The 18097-nt window shown below is 72.3% G+C and carries 14 protein-coding genes; 8 read left to right on the top strand and 6 right to left on the bottom strand.

Annotation, left to right across the window (positions count from 1 at the left end; all coding sequences use genetic code 11):
* Nucleotides 1-2: 2 nt before the first annotated feature.
* The 5 genes from ACFZBP_RS18435 (at nt 3) to ACFZBP_RS18415 (ending at nt 9185) form a co-directional block, all read left to right on the top strand.
* Nucleotides 3-1499: an aminotransferase class I/II-fold pyridoxal phosphate-dependent enzyme gene (locus ACFZBP_RS18435; protein WP_391414283.1), complete on the top strand. Its 1497-nt coding sequence runs from the start codon at nt 3-5 to the stop codon at nt 1497-1499.
* Nucleotides 1500-1649: 150 nt separating this feature from the next.
* Nucleotides 1650-3224, top strand: a complete 1575-nt coding sequence (locus tag ACFZBP_RS18430) for an alkaline phosphatase D family protein (protein WP_391414281.1) — start codon at nt 1650-1652, stop codon at nt 3222-3224.
* Nucleotides 3225-3402: 178 nt separating this feature from the next.
* Nucleotides 3403-4815 carry an SWIM zinc finger family protein gene (locus tag ACFZBP_RS18425; RefSeq protein ID WP_391414279.1) on the top strand — a complete coding sequence of 471 codons (1413 nt, stop codon included), beginning with the start codon at nt 3403-3405 and terminating at the stop codon, nt 4813-4815.
* Nucleotides 4812-7472: a DUF6493 family protein gene (locus tag ACFZBP_RS18420; protein ID WP_391414277.1), complete on the top strand. Its 2661-nt coding sequence runs from the start codon at nt 4812-4814 to the stop codon at nt 7470-7472. The genes ACFZBP_RS18425 and ACFZBP_RS18420 overlap by 4 nt, the downstream gene beginning before the upstream one ends.
* Nucleotides 7473-7715: 243 nt before the next feature.
* Entirely contained in the window at nt 7716-9185 is a 1470-nt protein-coding gene (locus ACFZBP_RS18415) for a GNAT family N-acetyltransferase (protein ID WP_391414275.1), read from the top strand.
* On the opposite strand, the gene ACFZBP_RS18410 is transcribed toward ACFZBP_RS18415, so the two are convergent.
* Nucleotides 9182-10432 carry a PLP-dependent transferase gene (locus tag ACFZBP_RS18410; protein WP_391414273.1) on the bottom strand — a complete coding sequence of 417 codons (1251 nt, stop codon included), beginning with the start codon at nt 10430-10432 and terminating at the stop codon, nt 9182-9184. The genes ACFZBP_RS18415 and ACFZBP_RS18410 overlap by 4 nt on opposite strands.
* Before the next feature lie 61 nt (nt 10433-10493).
* On the opposite strand from ACFZBP_RS18410, the gene ACFZBP_RS18405 reads away from it, so the two are divergent.
* Both ACFZBP_RS18405 and ACFZBP_RS18400 read left to right on the top strand, forming a co-directional pair.
* Nucleotides 10494-11000 carry an Lrp/AsnC family transcriptional regulator gene (locus tag ACFZBP_RS18405; protein ID WP_234762563.1) on the top strand — a complete coding sequence of 169 codons (507 nt, stop codon included), beginning with the start codon at nt 10494-10496 and terminating at the stop codon, nt 10998-11000.
* 63 nt (nt 11001-11063) lie between these two features.
* On the top strand, nt 11064-12752 hold the full coding sequence (locus ACFZBP_RS18400; protein ID WP_391414271.1) for a DUF885 family protein: 1689 nt from the start codon (nt 11064-11066) through the stop codon (nt 12750-12752).
* Here ACFZBP_RS18400 and ACFZBP_RS18395 read toward each other — a convergent pair whose 3' ends face one another.
* From ACFZBP_RS18395 to ACFZBP_RS18385, 3 genes are all read right to left on the bottom strand, one after another.
* Complete coding sequence (locus ACFZBP_RS18395) at nt 12753-13586, bottom strand: SDR family oxidoreductase (RefSeq protein WP_391414269.1); 834 nt, start codon at nt 13584-13586, stop codon at nt 12753-12755.
* A gap of 324 nt (nt 13587-13910) precedes the next feature.
* Complete coding sequence (locus tag ACFZBP_RS18390; RefSeq protein ID WP_391414267.1) at nt 13911-14432, bottom strand: Imm21 family immunity protein; 522 nt, start codon at nt 14430-14432, stop codon at nt 13911-13913.
* Between the two features lie 56 nt (nt 14433-14488).
* A complete protein-coding gene (locus tag ACFZBP_RS18385; RefSeq protein WP_391414264.1) occupies nt 14489-15010 on the bottom strand; it encodes a rhodanese-like domain-containing protein in 522 nt (173 codons plus the stop codon).
* Nucleotides 15011-15103: 93 nt separating this feature from the next.
* Here ACFZBP_RS18385 and ACFZBP_RS18380 point away from each other — a divergent pair, with 93 nt between their 5' ends.
* Entirely contained in the window at nt 15104-15550 is a 447-nt protein-coding gene (locus ACFZBP_RS18380) for an Lrp/AsnC family transcriptional regulator (RefSeq protein WP_383453638.1), read from the top strand.
* Nucleotides 15551-15598: 48 nt separating this feature from the next.
* On the opposite strand, the gene ACFZBP_RS18375 is transcribed toward ACFZBP_RS18380, so the two are convergent.
* Nucleotides 15599-16393 carry an SAM-dependent methyltransferase gene (locus ACFZBP_RS18375; protein ID WP_391414262.1) on the bottom strand — a complete coding sequence of 265 codons (795 nt, stop codon included), beginning with the start codon at nt 16391-16393 and terminating at the stop codon, nt 15599-15601.
* Nucleotides 16394-16549: 156 nt separating this feature from the next.
* The gene (locus ACFZBP_RS18370) at nt 16550-17785 is read right to left on the bottom strand and encodes a cytochrome P450 (RefSeq protein WP_391414260.1); all 1236 of its coding nucleotides are present in this window, start codon (nt 17783-17785) and stop codon (nt 16550-16552) included.
* Between the last annotated feature and the right edge of the window lie 312 nt (nt 17786-18097).

The raw sequence follows: 18097 nt of genomic DNA, 5'->3' as shown, positions 1-18097 counted from the left end.
TCATGACGTCATCGGAGACCAATCCGGCCGACGGCCCCGAGCAGCAGGTGGGCTCCGCCGCCTGGGAGTTGCTTCTGCCGGCCGCTTCGGCGCCCGCACGCACGCGTGGGCGTTCGTTGCAGGCGGCGCTGCGTGAGGCGGTGCGGTCGGGGCGGCTGGCGCCGGACACCCGGCTGCCGTCGAGCCGGGACCTCGCGGCCGACCTCGGCGTGTCCCGCGGGTTGGTCACCGAGGCGTACGAGCAGCTGACGGCGGAGGGCTATCTGCGCAGTGGCCGGGGTGCCGGAACCTGGGTGGGCGGTGCCGTACGGTCGGCCCGGCCACGCGCGCGTGACCTCGCGCCGCGGGCCACCGTTGCCGGGGCCGACTTCGTCCCCGGTACGCCGGATCTGTCGATGTTTCCGCGCGCCGCGTGGGCGGCCGCGCAGCGTGGGGTGCTGGCCGAGCTGCCGCACCACGAGCTCGGCTATCCCGACCCGCGCGGGCTGCCCCGGCTCCGTACGGCCCTGGCCGAGCTGCTGGCACGCCGCCGGGGCGTGGTCGCGGATCCGGAGCGCCTGGTGGTCGTCTCCGGCGTGGCGCAGGCGACGACGCTGCTCGGTTTCGTCCTGCACGCGCGCGGGCTGCGCGAAGTCGGCGTGGAGAACCCCGGAAGCCCGCAGCACGACGCCCTCTACGCGGCCGCGGGCGTCGCCACGGTGCCGTTGCCGCTGGACGACGAGGGGTTCGTCATGGGTCCGCTGCGGGAGTCGGGCGTACGGTCCGTCGTCACGACGCCGGCCCACCAGTTCCCCACCGGGATCGCCTACTCCGCCCGCCGCCGTACCGAGCTGCTCGACTGGGCGCGGTCCGTGGACGGATTCGTCCTGGAGGACGACTACGACGGCGACTTCCGGTACGACCGCGCCCCCGTCGGCGCCCTCCAGGGCCTCGACCCGGAGCGCGTCGCCTACGCGGGGTCGGTCAGCAAGTCGCTCGCCCCAGGGCTGCGGCTCGGCTGGCTGCTCGTACCGGAGGCGCTGGCCGAGGACGTCGTCGAGCGGAAGCGGACCATGGACCTCGGGCACCCGACCCTCGACCAGGCGCTGTTCGCCCGGTTCGTGGAGCGTGGCGACTACGACCGCCAGCTGCGCCGGTGCCAGCGCGCGTACCGGGAGCGTCGCGACGCCCTCGTCTCCGCGCTGGAGGAGCACTTTCCGGGCGCGGAGGTGACCGGGATCGCCGCGGGGCTGCACGTCATCGCGGCGCTGCCGGAACGGTACGGGCCGCAGGAGCGGTTCCTCGCGCGCGTGGCCCAGGCCGGTGTGGCGGTGCGTCCGCTGACGGACTACGCGCACGCGGACCACGCACACGCGCGTGCCGGAGAGGACGGGCGGGAGGGTGTGCGGACGGGGCGGCAGGGGGTGCGGCTGGTGCTGGGGTACGCGCATCTGCCGCCGACACGGATCCGGGCGGGCGTACGCCTCATGGCCGAGGCGACCGCCACGGGTCGGAGCTGAGCAACGCTCGGCGCTGGGTACGACTCGCCTCTGGCGTGCCGGTTCCCTTGCGGATGCGGTCAGTTGTTCACTTGTGGTTTGCGTGGGCGCTGCGGCGCACCAGTAGTTGTGGCACTGCACACTGGCCGGATCCCGCCCCTGGAGGCCTCCATGTCACACCGTTCGTTCCCGGGCCGTCGCAGCGTTCTGCGCGGTTCGCTCGCCGCTTCGGCGGCGCTCACCCTGCCCACGGCGCTCGGCTCGGCACCGGCGTTCGCCCTGTCGGGGCGGCCCAGGGCGGGATGGGGCGTCCAGACGGGCGACGTGACCTGCGACTCGGGGCTGGTGTGGGTGCGGTCCGACCGTCCGGCCCGGATGATCGTGGAGACGTCCGCGACCGAGTCGTTCCGCAAGCCGCGCAGATGGCACGGCCCGCTGCTCGGCGCGGACACGGACTTCACCGGCACGACCCGGCTGCGCGGCCTGCCGTCCGGCGAGCAGATCCACTACCGCGTGCTCCTCGCCGACCCGGACGACCCGCGCCGCACCGGCCAACCGGTCACCGGCACCTTCCGTACGGCCTCGGCGCGTCGGCGCGACGGGGTCCGGTTCGTGTGGTCGGGCGACCTCGCCGGTCAGGGCTGGGGCATCAACCCGGACTTCGGCGGCTACCGGATCTACGACGCGATGGCCGCGCTGGACCCGGACTTCTTCCTGTGCAGCGGTGACAACATCTACGCCGACGGCCCGATCTCGGCCTCGGTCGCGCTGCCCGACGGCAGCACCTGGCGGAACATCACCACCGAGGAGAAGTCCAAGGTCGCCGAGACCCTGGCGGAGTTCCGCGGCAACTTCCGGTACAACCTGCTCGACGACAACCTCAAGCGGTTCAACGCCCAGGTCCCGTCCATCATCCAGTGGGACGACCACGAGGTGACCAACAACTGGTACCCCGGCGAGATCCTGGCCGACGCCCGCTACACCGAGAAGAACGTCGACGTACTGGCCTCCCGCGCGCGGCAGGCATTCTCGGAGTACTTCCCCATCTCGACGCTGCGCCGCCCCGACGGCCGGGTCTACCGCGTGGTCAACCACGGCCCGCTGCTGGACGTGTTCGTGCTGGACATGCGCACCTACCGCAACGCCAACTCCACGGACGACCAGGCCACGGACGCGCAGGGCATCCTCGGCGCCGAGCAGTTGCGGTGGCTCAAGCGCGAGCTGACCCGCTCCCGGGCGGTGTGGAAGGTGATCGCCTCGGACATGCCGATCGGCCTGGTGGTGCCGGACACCGGCGACGGCAAGCCGAACGTCGAGGCCGTCGCGCAGGGCGACCCGGGGGCGCCGCTGGGCCGGGAACTGCAGATCGCGGAACTGCTGCGGTTCATCAAGCACCGCGGGATCACCGGCACGGTGTGGCTGACCGCCGACGTGCACTACACCTCGGCCCAGCACTACCAGCCGTCCCGGGCGGCCTTCACCGACTTCGAGCCGTTCTGGGAGTTCGTCTCCGGCCCGCTCAACGCGGGTGCATTCCCGGCGAACACGCTGGACAACACCTTCGGTCCGGACCGGGTGTTCATCAAGGCGCCGACGACCGCGAACGTCTCGCCGGCCGGCGGTTACCAGTTCTTCGGCGAGGTCGACATCGACGGCGACAGCGGCGAGCTGACGGTCCGGCTGCGCGAGTCCGACGGCACCGTGCTGTTCACCCAGGTACTGCAGCCGGGCCGGGTCGGTCAGTAACTCCCGTAGCCTGGACCTCGTGCCGCGCACCGGTGTCATCCCCCGGTGCGCGGCACGGTCGTGTCCGCCTGCCCCGACGGAGGGCCCGCCCGGGCGAACTCGGCCTGAGAGTTGGCTTTCTCGCCGATGTTCTCGCAGGTCAGAGCCGATTGTCAGTGGTCGCCTCTACGGTTTTTCCATGACGCGATCTTTGCAGGCCGTGGCCTATTGCCGACCCTCCGTGCTGGAGTCCGCGGCGGACGGACAGCGCCTGGGGCTCGAGACCTCCCGGGGTGCGACGCCCTCGGGCGCCGAGGACCATCCGCGGTTCTTCGCGGGCTTCCTGACGTCTCCTCAGGTGGCCTCCGCCGGGTTGCTCGCGGTCGCCGACGTCGCGGCCGCCCGGTACTACCAGCGGCAGCTGGGCGCCTCCCTCGACCCGGTCGTGACCGGCAACGGCGATCGGCTGCGCTTCGAGTCCTTCTCCGGCTGCTGCGGGGTGTACGCCCGCCTGGACGTGCTGGAGTCGGGCCTGGACGGCGGCGAGGTGGGGCACGGCACGACGAACGTCGACGTCAACAACCCGCTGCGCGAGGCCCTGTCCAGGATGGGCGCGGACGATCCGCTGCATCTGCGCGTGGGTCCGGAGGAGCTGGCGGTGACCACGCTGGACGGTCCGGTGGTGGAGAAGAAGGTGCCGCTCCCGGACCGCTGGCTGCGGGGCTTCGCGGAGGCGCAGGTCATAGCGGCGGGCTTCGATCTGCGGGCCGAGCTGCCGGCCGCCGAGGCCGTGCGTTTCCTGCGGGCGCTGCCGCGCGGTGGGGCGCGGGGCGCCTCGGTGGGTGCACGATGGGTGGTGCCGTCGGGGAGCGGCGGGCTGCGGCCGACCACGCGTGCGGTGCCCGGTGCGGTGTGTCTGCCCGGCCCGGAGCGGCTGGTCGCGCTGCAGCGGGTGCTGCGGCATGCCACGGCCCTGCGGGTGTACGGCCCCGCGGTCACCGGCGGCGGGGCGGCCACGGCCAGTGCGTGGGAGGTGGTCCTGCCGGGCATGCGGCTGACGCTGACCCTGTCGCCCGACGCCTCGCGTGGCTTCTCCGGCGAGGGCGGCGTCCTCGACGCGCTCACGACCGACGAGGCCGCCGGGGACGCGGAGCTGATCGCGGTGCTCCTCGCGTGGGAGCCCCGTGTCGACGTGGCCGACCTGGCGGCCGCCTCGGGCCTCACACCCGAGCGCGTGCGGGCGGCCCTGGTCCGTCTGGGCACGTCGGGGCGGGTCGGATACGACACGGCGGAGGCGGCGTACTTCCACCGGGAGCTGCCGTACGACGCCGAACGCGTGGAGCGGCACAACCCGCGGCTGCGTGCGGCCCGGGCGCTGGTGGCGGCGGGCGCGGTGACGCTGGACGGCGCCGTCGGGACGGTGACGGCGGAGGACGGACATGTGCACCGGGTGCGCGACCATGCGGGCGTGCTCAGTTGCAGTTGCCTGTGGTGGGCGAAGTACCGGGGCGGGCGCGGCCCGTGCAAGCACGCCCTGGCGGTACGGATGGTGCGGCGCGGCATCGCCGCGGCGGAGCTGGACATGGCACGAGTCGACGGGGGTGCGCGATGAGTTCACTGGTGGACGAGGTACGGGCCGGGCGGACGGCCGAGGCGGTGAGCCTGCTGGACGGGATGACGGACGCCGAACGGCGGGCGTGCTTCCCCGAGTTGAAGGCACTGCGCAAGGAACTGAGGGCGGACCAGTGGACGGCGCAGGCCCGCCGCGCCTATCCCACCCTGCATGCGGCGGGGGCTGCGTGCCAGACCGGCGCGGCCGGTGTGGCGAGCTGGCTGGCGGCCTCCGACATGCGCTGGTGGCCCGCGTCCCCGGGCGTGCTGATCGACCTCCTGGGCGACCGGGCTCCCGGCTGGCTCGGCGACGTGGTGCACCGACTGGCCGAGCGTCCGGTCAGCTCCCGGGTGCCGTACGAGTTGATGGCGGGCCTGGTGAGGCTCTCCGGCTGCCCGGTGCCGACGACGGAGGCCTATGTCCACGGGTGGGTGGAGCACATCGGCCACGTCTGGCAGCACGGCGACACGGTCCTGGACCGGTTGCGCAAGGACCCGCACCTCGGGCGGCTCGCGGCGGCGCTCTTCCAGACGAACGACATCGGCGGCCGGCTGGCCTGGACGGCAACCGAAGGTCCGGACAGCTGGACGGAGGCGCTCGCGCGGCTCACCGTCGAAGGCGTCCTGGACCGGAGGGCGACGGTCGACGCGTGCCTGGCACGGCTGCTGCGGGGCGGCCCGGCCGCCGACCACCGGGTGTTCCTGCGCATGCTCAAGTCCTTCGCCCTCACCCGCGAGGAGGAGCGGGAGCACCTGGCCGACTGGCTGGCCCTGGCCTCCGAGGCCGCGTCCGTCGTGGCGGCACACGCCCAGTCGGTGCTGGCGTCGCTGGCCCTGGATGGTGAACTGACCGCACGTCAACTGGCCGAGCTGTCGGGCGCCGTCCTCTTCCGCACCGAGAAGAAGCTGGTGCGGGCCCAGCTGGTCCTGTTGGGCAAGGTGATCGCCCGGGACGCCTCCACAGCCGACGAGTTGCTGCCCGCGGTGGCCCAGGCCTTCGGTCACGAGGACTCGGACGTGCAGGAGCGGGCACTGAAGCTGGTGGAACGGCATGTCCGCAAGGCCGGCACCGCCGAGGTACGGGAGGAACTCGCCACGGCGGCAGGCCAGTTGATTCCCACCCTGCGGGCGCGGGCCGCCCAGAGCCTCGGCGCGTCCCCCGTCGCGGCGGAGCCGGTGACGTACGAGGAGGTCCTGCCACCCGCACCGCAGCCGGTTCGTCTCGCACCCGCACCCGATTCGGCCACGGAACTCGCCGAAGAGATAGGGGCGTTGCTCGCCACCGAAGGGGACGTGGCGACCTTCGAGCGGGCCCTGGACGGACTCGTGCGGCATGCGTACCGCGACCGGGACATGCTGATGGAGGCCCTGGAACCGGTCGTCGCGGGGCGCTGGTGGAACCAGCGGGATCCTCGACACGGGTTCGGCGCCGACGACCACTTCACCGGGAACCACGGTCTGTTCAACGCGGCGCACGGCCTTGAGCTCCTGCTCGCGACACTGCGAGGGAACCTGCTGACCACCACACTCGACAAGGCCCGCCGGCGTTGGACCGTCACCACCGACTGCGGCCACAGCCCGCTCGCCCGTGCCTTCGAGACCCGTATCTGGGAGGTCGCGTACCGCATCCGCACCGAGCCGCTGCCGTTCCTGCTGTCCACGCCCACCTGGGGCACGGGCCTGCTGGAGCCGGACGAGCTGGTGGCACGGCTGGACGAGTACCGGTACCTCGGCGCTCGGGTGTCGGACGCCGACTTCGCGCAGGCGCTGCTGCGGGTCCGGCGCGGCGACCGTGCGGTGGCCGAGGCGGCAGCTCGGCGGGCGGCGGAGCTCGGCACCCCGGAGGGGACGCGGCTCTCCGCGTGGCTGGTGTCCGGAGCTCCCGCCGTGCCGGCGTTCCGGCGGCGGACGGCTCAGGACCGGATACTCGTCGAATCGGCGGAAGTGCCGGAGCTGCAGGGAGACTTCCCGTCCGGCTTCCGGCCGTTGGGGCGGCCCGCGAGCGTCTACCGGGATCGCTGGCACTGCTACCACTGGAGCGACGGTATGCGGCAGCACTGGCTGGCCCTGCTCCCCGAGCAGCGTGAGGTCGTGGCGGTCAGGATGCTGCGCGACTTCTCCTCGGTCGCCGTCAACGACAGCCGAGGGGACGCGGCGGTTCTGCCCCTGCTGGCCGAGTCGGGCGGCGAGGCCGGTGAGGCGGTCCATCTGGCCGTGGCGTACGGGCTCGGTGCCCGGCATCCGGAGGACCGGCTCGCCGCTGTGGACGCCCTGCTGGTGCTGGCGGCGCGTGGTCAGCTCGACACGGCGCGGATCGGCGCGGACCTGGGACAGTTGGCGCGACTCGGGGCCGTGAAGCCGTCGCGCCTCGTGGAGTCGATGCGGACAGCGGTGGCCACGGGGGCGAACGCCACCATATGGGGGATGCTCCGGCACACCCTGCCCGCCCTGCTCGCGGACCTCGCGAGCGAAGGTTCGGCCGCACCGGCGCGGGGGCTCGCGGATCTCCTGGCCGTCGCCGCGGAGTGCGCGGAACGCACGGGAGCCCGCGAGGAGATACCGCACCTGGCGCGGACGGCGGACCGTCGTGGCTCGTCCCGGCTGGTGACCCAGGCCCGGCGCCTGCGCGGCACACTGGCGCAGGGGGTGGCCGCCTGACGGGACCCGCCACCGGCCCCGCCCGACCACCGGCGTCGGTCGACCACCGGCATCCGTCGACCACCTGCCGCACCCCGGCCTCTCCGGCCCCTCCAGCCCCTCCGGCCTCTCCACTCGCGCTGCGTCTGCCTCCGCTCGCCGCGCAACATAATTGAATAGACGACAAAACCGGCATAAGCCTTCTTTACCGCCCGGTCACAATGCGTTCGTGATCACGCAACACCCTTCCTTCACAGTGGCTGCATGAGTCGAGACATATCTGATGTGACGCGGGCGAAGCACGGACGCCCCGTGCACCACTGGCGACGCAACGCCATCCACCTGGCCGCCCTCCTCACGGCCGTGGCCGCGGTCGACGGGGTGACGCGCCTGATCGGGAACGGGCCCGACGGACCGGCGCTGCTGCTGGTCCCGGCGACGGCGCTGGCCGCGGCGGCGGGGTTCCACTCCTGGTGGTCACGACGCCACGGTCACGCACCGCCGACGAGCGATACCGGCGCCCGGCCGCCCTCGGTGGAGCAGGCCGGGCCGTCGGAGCAGGCGCGGGAGACGTCCGCGCCGGTGGCCGAGGAGAACGCGCTGTGGCGGATGCGGACGACGGTGAAGGACGCGCCGGGGTCGCTCGCGGCACTGTGCACGGCGCTCGCCGGGCTGCGGGTGGACATCCTCAGCCTCCAGACCCATCCGTTGGCGGAGGGCACGGTGGACGAGTTCCTTATCCGTACGCCGGGTGGGCTCGCGGCGGCCGAGATCACGGAGGCGGTGGCGGTGGCCGGCGGTACCGGGACCTGGATCGAGCGGGCCGACGCCCATGACCTGGTGGACGCGCCGACCCGGGTGCTGGGCCTCGCCACCCGTACCGCCCTGGACGCGGCGGAACTCCCGCTGGCGTTGCGGCAGTTGCTGGGGCGGTGCACCATCCGTTCACTGCCCGCGGTGCCGGCCGGGGGCGGCCGGGGGCCGAAGACGGTGCCGGTGGAGGGGGCGCTCGAGGAGACCGTGATGCGGCTGCGGGCGCCGGAAGGTGGAGTGATCACCGTGGAGCGGCCTTATTTGCCGTTCACGCCGACCGAGTTCGCGCGGGCGCGGGCGCTGGTGGAGCTCGACGCCCGGCTCGGGCCACGCGTGCCGAGCAGCGAGGACGTCCTGACGCTGCCCGAGGGCAACGACATCACCGTGCGCCGGGTGGACACCGGTGACCTCCGGGCGGCGAAGGAGATGCACGGACGGTGCTCCACGCGGACGCTCGGGATGCGGTACCACGGGCCGGTCGGGGACGCCGAGCGCTATCTGAACCATCTGCTCAGTCCGAGGTTCGGGCGGACGATCGCGGTGCAGACGGCGTCGGGGCGCATCGTGGGGCTCGGTCATCTGCTGTGGGACGGGGACGAGACGGAGGTCGCGCTGCTCGTCGAGGACGCGTGGCAACGGCGGGGCATCGGCGCCGAGTTGTTGCGCAGGCTGGTGGGGATGGCGGTGGAGGCGGGATGCGAGAGCGTGTACGCCGTGACGCAGTCGTCCAACACCGGGATGGTCGCGGCGATGCGGGGGTTGGGGCTCCCCCTCGACTATCAGGTCGAGGAGGGGACCCTGGTCATCACCGCGCGGGTGGCTCCGCCGGTTGCGCCGGAGGGGGCCCTGGGGGTCGTGGGGCGCGTGTCCGGTGCGGGTGAGCCGGGCGGGGCCTCATCGCATGAGCACCGTAGGGGTTAAGCCCGGGCGGCGGCCGCGGGTGCGTTGTGGCTGGTCGCGCGGTTCCCCGCGCCCCTTCCGGGGCGCGTCCGCGCTCCCAGCGCCTCATCCAGATCCGCCCACAGGTCCTCCACGTCCTCCAGGCCCACCGACAGCCGCAGCAAGCGGTCGCTGACGCCGGCGCCGCGGCGGTCGTCCGCGTCGACGATGCGGTGGCTGATGGACGCCGGGTGCTGGATGAGGGTGTCGACGCTGCCGAGGCTCACGGCCGGGGTGATCAGGCGGACGCCGGCAATGACCTCGTGCGGGTCGCCGTCGACCTCGAACGCGATCATGGCGCCGCCGATGCGCGGGTAGTGAACGCGGGTGACGCGCGGGTCGGCGGTGAGGCGGCGGGCGAGTTCGGCGGCGGTTCCGGAGGCGGCCCGGACGCGTACGGGGAGGGTGGAGAGGCCGCGCAGCAGGAGGTAGCCGGCCAGCGGGTGCAGGACGCCGCCCGTGGCGAACCGTATCTGCCGGAGCTGTCCGGCGAACTCCTCGTCGCAGGCCACCACGCCCGCCATCACGTCCCCGTGTCCGCCGAGGTACTTGGTGGCGCTGTGCAGCACCAGCCGTGCGCCCTGTTCGGCGGGGCGCTGGAGCACGGGCGTGGCGAAGGTGTTGTCGGCGAGCAGCGGCACCGATCCGCAGGCGTGGGCCACGGCACGCAGGTCGACCTCGGCGAGGGTGGGGTTGGCCGGGGACTCGACCATCACCAGGCCGGTGTCCGGACGCAGCGCTTCCGCGATACCGGCCGGGTCGGTCCAGGTCACCTCCGAGCCCAGCAGTCCGGCGGTGAGCAGATGGTCGCTGCAGCCGTACAGCGGGCGTACGGCGACGACATGGCGCAGGCCCATCGAGGCCCGTACGAGCAGGACCGCGGTCAGTGCCGCCATCCCGCTGGCGAAGGCGACCGCCGCCTCGGTGCCCTCCAGGCGGGCGAGGGCGGTCTCGAAGCGGGCGACGGTCGGGTTGCCGAGGCGGCCGTAGACGGGCGGGCCGTCCGGCTCGGCGCCGGTGGCCGCGAAGGCGTCGATGCGGGCGGCCTCACCGCGGCTGTCGTAGGAGGGGTAGGTGGTGGACAGGTCGATCGGCGGGGCGTGCAGTCCCTGCCGGGCGAGGTCGTCGCGGCCGGCGTGGACGGCCTCGGTGGCGAGTGCTCTCGATGCGGTGCGTACGTCGTCGTACCCGTGCATACCGGCGTATGCCTCCCTGCTCGCTGGGTCCATGGAGCGGAAGACTGAACAACGGGCGGGGCTGACGGAGAGGGCCCCGTGTTACGTTCGGCACATGGCCGAATCTGTCGTACTGGATCCGGTCGATCTGCATCTGCTGCGGCTCCTGCAGAACGACGCCCGGACCACGTATCGCGACCTCGCCGTGCAGGTCGGGGTGGCGCCGTCGACGTGTCTGGACCGGGTGACCCGGCTGCGCCGATCGGGGGTGATTCTCGGCCATCAGCTCAGACTGGACCCGGCCAAGCTGGGCCGCGGGCTCCAGGCACTGCTGTCCGTGCAGGTCAGACCGCATCGGCGGGAGTTGGTGGGGCCGTTCGTGGAGCGGATCCGGGCGCTGCCGGAGTCGCTGACCGTGTTCCATCTGACCGGCCCCGACGACTATCTCGTGCATGTCGCGGTCGCGGACATGGCGGATCTCCAGCGGCTGGTGCTCGACGAGTTCACCTCCCAGCGCGAAGTGGCGCGGGTGGAGACGCGGTTGATCTTCCAGCAGTGGGACTGCGGGCCGCTGCTGCCACCCGGCGCGCCGGAGAACAAGCCCTCAGCGAAATCCGGCTGACGCGGGCGGGCACCGGCGGAACCGGGCTGACGCGGCGGCGGTCGCCGTACGAGGATGGCCCGTATGTCTGATACTCACAGCCCGCTGCCCCGTGAGGTCGCCGACGCCTACGTCGACGAGCTCATCGCCCTCGATCCGATCACCGGTACGTATCTCGGTGTGAAGGAGAGTTCGAGCCGGCTCCCCGACCTCTCGCCCGCGGGCCAGATGGCGGTCGCGGAGCTCCAGCGGGCCACCCTCGCACGGCTCGACGAGGCAGAGCGCACGCCCGGCGCGGACAGTGACAGCGAGCGCCGGTGCGGGCGCCTGCTGCGCGAGCGGCTCACCGCGGAACTCGCCGTGCACGACGCCGACGAGGGTCTGCGCTCGGTCGGCAACATGGCGACGCCCGCCCACTCGGTCCGTGAGGTCTTCACCGTCACACCGAACGGGACCGACGAGGAGTGGGCCGCCATCGCCGAACGGCTCCGCGCGGTGCCGGCCGCGTACGCGGGGTACCGCGAGTCCCTCGCACTGGGTCTGGAGCGCAAGCTGTACGCGGCTCCGCGGCCGACCGCCACGTTCGTCGAGCAGCTCACCGAGTGGTCCGACACGGGCGAGGGCCGCGGCTGGTTCGAGGACTTCGTATCGGCCGGACCGCAGGCACTGCGCGCGGAGCTGGACGAGGCGGCCCGCGGTGCGACGGCCGCGGTGGTGGAACTGCGGGACTGGATGCGCGACGTCTACGTACCGGCGATCGAGGGCGCGCCGAACACGGCGGGCCGTGAGCGGTACGCCCGCTGGGCGCGCTACTTCAACGGCACGGACCTCGACCTCGACGAGGCGTACGCGTACGGCTGGGCCGAGTACCACCGTCTGCTCGGCGAGATGAGGAAGGAGGCTGAGCGGATCCTTCCGGGCGCCGCGACGCCGTGGGTGGCGCTGGCGCACCTCGACGAGCACGGCAAGCACATCGAGGGCGTCGACGAGGTCCGTGACTGGCTGCAGGGCCTGATGGACGAGGCGATCGAGAAGCTGGACGGCACGCACTTCGAACTCGCCGAGCGGGTACGGAAGGTGGAGTCGCGCATCGCCCCGCCCGGCGGTGCGGCGGCCCCGTACTACACGCCCCCGACCGAGGACTTCTCGCGTCCGGGCCGCACCTGGCTGCCGACGATGGGGCTGACCCGTTTCCCGGTCTACGACCTCGTCTCGACCTGGTACCACGAGGGCGTACCGGGCCACCACCTCCAGCTCGCGCAGTGGACGCATGTCGCCCGGAACCTCTCCCGCTACCAGGCCACGATCGGCATGGTCAGCGCCAACGCCGAGGGCTGGGCGCTGTACGCGGAGCGGCTGATGGACGAACTCGGCTTCCTCACGGACCCGGAGCACCGGCTCGGCTACCTCGACGCGCAGATGATGCGGGCGGCGCGTGTCATCGTCGACATCGGCATGCACCTGGAGCTGGAGATCCCGGCCGACTCGCCGTTCCACCCGGGTGAGCGCTGGACTCCGGAGCTGGCGCAGGAGTTCTTCGGTTCGCACAGCAGCCGTCCGGCGGACTTCGTGGAGAGCGAGCTGACCCGGTATCTGACGATTCCGGGCCAGGCCATCGGCTACAAGCTCGGCGAGCGGGCGTGGCTGCTGGGCCGGGAGAAGGCCCGCGAGCGGCACGGTGACGCCTTCGACCTCAAGGCGTGGCACATGGCGGCCCTGTCCCAGGGCTCGCTGGGCCTGGACGACCTGGTCGACGAGCTGTCCGCGCTCTGATCAGCGCCGGAAGCCGCCCTCGGAGTTGATGACCTGACCGGTGATCCAGCCCGCCTCGTCCGTGGCCAGCCAGGCGATGAGGCGGGCCGGGTCGTCCGGCATGCCCCACCGGCCCGCGGGGAAGGCGGCCGCCACCGCCTCGTACGCCTCGCCGGTCAGGTAGTCCGTGTCGACGGGCCCGGGGTTGACGGTGTTCACCGTGATCCCCTGTCCGGCGAGCGTGGTCGACAGGGAGCGGGTGATCGAGGCGAGGGCGCCCTTCTGGAGGGCGTAGGCGATCTCGCCGGGCATGCCGCCCGCGATGTCCTGGCCGGAGGTCATCATCACGACGCGTCCGCCGGGGCCGGCCGGCCTGAGTCGGGCGTGCGCCTGGACGAGGAGCAGTACGGCACGTGTGTCCACGGCCCAGTGCGTGTCGAGCATCGTGGCGTCGATCTCGTCGAGGGTGCCGTCGGAGCCGCTGACGGCGTGGTTGGCGATCAGGATGTCGAGCCGTCCGCCCAACGCCCCGGCGGCCGTGGCGATCAGTTCGGCGGGCGCGGCCGGGTCGGACAGGTCGCCCGGTCCGGCGAGGACCCGGCCATCGGGATCACCGAGCGCCTCGCGGACGGAGGCGACGACCTCCTCGGGCCGGTCGGCTCCCCACGGCATGGCGGCGTCGTGCGGCACATGGTGGTGCAGATAGACGCTCGCCCCGTACGCGGCGAGCCGCCGGGCCACGGCGTGTCCGATGCCGGCACGTCTGCTGGCCCCCGTGACCAGAGCGGTGCGGCCGCGCAGGGGCAGGAGGTCGCGGCGCAGGTCTTCGGGGGCGGGGTGGGGGAAGCGGGGCATGACAGACCATCATGGGGAACGGGAGGGTCCGGCGCACCTGGTTATTCGAGGTGCGGTATCTGCTTGGCCGAGGTGCGGCGCCTGATTGTCGGGGCGCGGCGCCTGATTGTCGGAGTCCGGCGCCCGATTGTCCGGAGTGGCCCGCCGGGCACCGATCCACGCGGCATCTGGTTGGCCGAGGCGCGACGCCTGAGTGTTCGGAGCCCCGCGCCACGTTGTCCGCGGCGGCCCGGCCGGGGACCGATCCGCGCGGCATCTGCTTGCCCGAGGCGCGGCATCTGCTTGCCCGAGGCGCGGCGCCTGATTGCCGGGGCGCAACTCCGCCTACTCGGAGTGCGGCAGCCGCTCCAGCTGGACCAGCCCCAGCCATGTCTCCGGTCCGGGCTGCACCTGCGCGGCGCGCACGGCGTACGCCCCCGGCTCCAGGGCCACCCGCAGATGCTCGGTCCGCTCGGTCTCGGGTCCCGGCCAGGCGGAGTCGAAGAGGACCACCGTGCCCGGGACCTTCCAGCGCACCTCGTGTTCCCAGACGGCGCCGGCGAGGGCGGCCGGGACCCGGGCCAGCAGTTCCGCCTCGGAGTCGGCCGCGCACCAGCGTACGAAGACGCCGTGGTCGGGCAGATAGGCGGTGGAGGCGGGCTCGTCGCCCAGCACCAGGGCCGCGCTGTCGCCCACGGGCAGCAGGCCGACGGACCCGTCGACCTCGCAGGCCCGGTCGTAGTCCGAGGCCGTCTCGTCGCCGTCGGCGCCCGCCCAGAACGGCAGCACCGTCTCTGGTATCGCGATCAGGGGGCCGCCGCCCGACTCCACCCACTCCACCGCGCCCGGTTCCGCGTATCGCACCATGGCAGCAGAACCTACACGCACAGCGGGCTCACCGGTCACCGTGCCCAACTCGTGGATCAGCAGCCGCAGTTCTCCGCGTCCACCGGCGCCGTCAGCGGGTCGGCTGCACGCCGCTCACGGCCCTCCCAGGTCTCGTACGCGAAGCCCTCGCGGGCCCAGTACTCGAAGCCGCCGAGCATCTCCTTGACCTGGTAGCCGAGTTCGGCGAGGGCGAGGGCGGCACGGGTCGCTCCGTTGCAGCCGGGGCCCCAGCAGTACGTCACGACGGGCACGGACCTGTCGAGGAGTTGCTCGGCCTGCTCGGGGATCAGGGCGGTGGGGAGGTGGATCGCGCCCGGGATGTGGCCCTGGTCCCAGGACTCGGTGGAACGGGAGTCCAGGACGACGAAACCGGGGTCGCCGTCGGCCGCGAGCGCGGCGGCGACATCGGAGACGTCGGCGTGGAAGACGAGGCTCGCGCGGAAGTAGGCGGCAGCCTCGGCGGGGGCGGCGGGAGGGACACGCAGGACGGGGTTGGCGGTGGCATTGGAGAGGGTGGGGGCCGGGGCAGTGGCGGGGGCGGGGGCAGCGTTCGTCATGCCCACAACCTATGGCCGGTGATCCACTTCCAGAAGGCGCAATCCCCGGCACCCCTCTTGATCCGCCGGGGATTCCCCTGCTACTTCTCCCCCATGACCACGTTTTCCCCGGACGCCACCGACTGGCGCATCCTCGACGTCCTCCAACGGGAGGGCCGGGCCAGCTTCGCCGAGCTCGCCCGAGCCGTCTCCATGTCCGCGAGCGCGGTCACCGAGCGGGTGCGCCGCCTGGAGGAGGCCGGCGTCATCCAGGGGTACGCCGCCGTGGTCGACCCAGAGCGGCTGGGGCTGCCGATCCTGGCCTTCGTACGCCTTCGGTATCCGAACGGCAACTACAAGCCCTTCCACGACCTGGTATCCGCGACGCCCGAGATCCTGGAGGCCCACCACGTCACGGGCGACGACTGCTTCGTCATCAAGGTCGCGGCCCGCTCGATGCGGCACCTGGAGGAGGTGTCCGGGAAGATCGGCACGCTGGGCTCGGTGACGACGAGCGTGGTCTACTCGTCACCGCTGCCGAGACGCCCGCTCGGTCAGTGAGTTGACGGTGCCCTCGCGCCACCCCAACGCCCGGATCGGGCCTGAGGGCTACGACTTACGCGCCACGCCGCCGAAGCTGTCGACCTGTGCCGGCGGTTCGGAGGCGGCCGACTCGGGGCGCCAGCGTGAGACCGAGACCAATCCTGGGTCCAGCAGCTCCAGGCCGTCGAAGAACCGCGTGAGTTCCTCAGGGCTGCGGTTGACGCGCGGGTTGTCGCTCGCTTCGTTCCACTGCTTGATCATCGCGCGCTGCTGATCGGGGTGAACGACCTCGGTGCTGTCACAGAACACGAGGTAGCTGCCCGGTGGCAGGGCGTCGACCAGGCGGCGCACGATGTCGTACACGGCGTCGTCGGTGATGTGCGCGGCGATGCCCAGCAGCATCAGCGCCGTGGGCTGGGTGAGATCCAGCGTCTTGGCCGCACCTTCCAGGATGCCGTCGGGATCGCGCAGGTCGGCGTCGATGTAGGCCGTTCTGCCACTGGGCGTGCTGGTCAGCAGCGCTTCGGCATGGACCAGCACGACCGGGTCGTGGTCGACGTAGACGATGCGCGACTCGGGGGCCGCCCGCTGAGCGATCTCGTGGGTGTTGCCGGCGGTGGGCAGCCCCGTGCCGATGTCCAGGAACTGACGGATACCGGCCTCGCTGACCAGGTATTCCACGGCGCGGACCAGAAACGCCCGCTGAGCCCGGGCGATGTCGAGGATGTGGGGGTTGGCGGCGACTATCTGATCACCGACGTGCCGGTCGATCTCATAGCAGTCCTTGCCACCCAGCCAGTAGTTCCAGATACGGGCCGAATGCGGCACGTTGCTGTTGATGAGCGAGGGTTCAAGTGGCATGGGGGCTCCCCGAGTTGGCCGGTAGTTCCTCCGACAATCTATGCTCCGGACGCTTCAAGCGCCCACTGCGGCAGGCCTGGTTCGAGGGCTCCCCAACGAAGGCCATCGACTACGACCACTGAGTCGCGCTCGGCGCAGGCCAGGGGCCGACTGGGCCTACGGCTCGGGCCGCAGTCGGACGGGCACTGTGCGGTGGCCGTTGACGAGGAGGCTCGCCACCGGTTCGAGCTCCTCGGGGCGTACCGCCAGGGCCATGTCCGGGAAGCGGTTGAACAGCGTGGGGAGGGCGGCCCGGGCTTCGGCGCGCGCCAGGGGTGCCCCGAGGCAGAAGTGCGCGCCGTGCCCGAAGGTCAGGTGCTGCTTGTCGGGCCGCATGACGTCGAACTCTCCCGCGGTCGCGCCGTGCAGATCCGGATGGCGGCCGGCGGCCCCGTACGAGGCGAGGATGGCCTCGCCTCGGCGGATCTCGATCCCGTGCGGCAGACGGATGTCCTCGACGGCGTACCGCAGGGGCAGGTGGCTGATGGGTGCGGCGTAGCGCAGGGTCTCCTCGATCACGTCGTCCCACGACGCCTGCCCGGCACGGACGTAGGCGAGCTGGGCGGGGTCGGAGAGCAGGGCGGTCGCGGCCTGGTCGAGCAGGTTGACGGTCGTCTCATAGCCGGCGCTGATGACGAGGAGCAGTGTGTCCAGGAGTTCCTTCTCGTCGAGGACGGAGCCGTCGCCCTCGTCGTCACGGGCATGGATGAGCGCCGACGTCAGGTCCGCGCCGGGCGCGTTCCGCTTCGCCGCGACCAGCTCGGTGAGGATGGCGTACAGGGCCATGGTGTTGTCCGCGGCCTCCTGCCTGTCCAGCGTGGTGTCGAAGACGCCGTCGACGAGGACGCGGAACCTGGGCCAGGCGTCCTCGGGCAGGCCCATGAGGTCGCCGATGACCTGGATGGGCAGCGGGAAGGCCAGCACCTCCCGCAGATCGACGACCTCGCCGGGCGGTTTCCGGGCCATCCGGTCGATGAGGTGCGTGGTGAGCTGTTCGATGCGCGGCGCCATCTCAGTCGTACGTCGGCCGCTGAACGCCTTGCTGACCAGGCGCCGCAGCCGCCGGTGGTCGTCGCCGTAGGCGGTGAACATGTTGTCCACCCCGACCCACAGAGCCAGCGGCCACTTCTCCGTGACCTCACCGCTGATGTACGCAGGCCAGTGCCGACCGGCGTCCTTGGACACCCGCGGATCGTTCAACAGGCCCTTGAGGACGGCCGGGTCGCTGACCGACCAGGCCGTGACGCCGAGGATGTCCACGAGGGCGGCGGGCCCGGCGGAGTGCAGAGCGGTCTCCTCGGCCTGGCGGGCGCGACCGGTCGGGTCGAGAACTAGGGGCACAGGGCGGTCCACGGCAGCTCCTTAAGCCGGCGCGAGGGGTGGGAGTCGGGCGGCATGCGGCGAGCGGGCCGGAGTGATGCCCTCCCTCTGCATACGTCAGTCCCCGACCCTCTCTTTTCTGTTCCCCTTGCCGCCCCGCCGTACTGGAGGTGATGTCAGCCAATGTTGTCGACGGCTTCTCCTCCCTGGGCGCCTTGAATTGAAGGACTGGGGGGAGCGGTAGAGAGCGGTGCGGCCAGCACAGCCCCCCATGGGCCAGGTGCACGAAGCAGCGCAAGCACCTCGACAGAACCACCGGTGACGGCACTTCGACGCCCAGGTTGC

The sequence above is a fragment of the Streptomyces sp. NPDC008086 genome, assembly GCF_042957325.1.
GTDB lineage: Bacteria > Actinomycetota > Actinomycetes > Streptomycetales > Streptomycetaceae > Streptomyces.
The sequence above is the reverse complement of the archived record's forward strand: the minus strand, read 5'-3'. Positions and strand labels throughout refer to the sequence as shown.

Coding starts and splice junctions, on each gene's coding strand:
- ACFZBP_RS18435 (WP_391414283.1), top strand. CDS start 3: ATGACGTCATCGGAGACCAATCCGGCCGACGGCCCCGAGCAGCAGGTG.
- ACFZBP_RS18430 (WP_391414281.1), top strand. CDS start 1,650: ATGTCACACCGTTCGTTCCCGGGCCGTCGCAGCGTTCTGCGCGGTTCG.
- ACFZBP_RS18425 (WP_391414279.1), top strand. CDS start 3,403: ATGACGCGATCTTTGCAGGCCGTGGCCTATTGCCGACCCTCCGTGCTG.
- ACFZBP_RS18420 (WP_391414277.1), top strand. CDS start 4,812: ATGAGTTCACTGGTGGACGAGGTACGGGCCGGGCGGACGGCCGAGGCG.
- ACFZBP_RS18415 (WP_391414275.1), top strand. CDS start 7,716: ATGAGTCGAGACATATCTGATGTGACGCGGGCGAAGCACGGACGCCCC.
- ACFZBP_RS18410 (WP_391414273.1), bottom strand. CDS start 10,432: ATGGACCCAGCGAGCAGGGAGGCATACGCCGGTATGCACGGGTACGAC.
- ACFZBP_RS18405 (WP_234762563.1), top strand. CDS start 10,494: ATGGCCGAATCTGTCGTACTGGATCCGGTCGATCTGCATCTGCTGCGG.
- ACFZBP_RS18400 (WP_391414271.1), top strand. CDS start 11,064: ATGTCTGATACTCACAGCCCGCTGCCCCGTGAGGTCGCCGACGCCTAC.
- ACFZBP_RS18395 (WP_391414269.1), bottom strand. CDS start 13,586: ATGCCCCGCTTCCCCCACCCCGCCCCCGAAGACCTGCGCCGCGACCTC.
- ACFZBP_RS18390 (WP_391414267.1), bottom strand. CDS start 14,432: ATGGTGCGATACGCGGAACCGGGCGCGGTGGAGTGGGTGGAGTCGGGC.
- ACFZBP_RS18385 (WP_391414264.1), bottom strand. CDS start 15,010: ATGACGAACGCTGCCCCCGCCCCCGCCACTGCCCCGGCCCCCACCCTC.
- ACFZBP_RS18380 (WP_383453638.1), top strand. CDS start 15,104: ATGACCACGTTTTCCCCGGACGCCACCGACTGGCGCATCCTCGACGTC.
- ACFZBP_RS18375 (WP_391414262.1), bottom strand. CDS start 16,393: ATGCCACTTGAACCCTCGCTCATCAACAGCAACGTGCCGCATTCGGCC.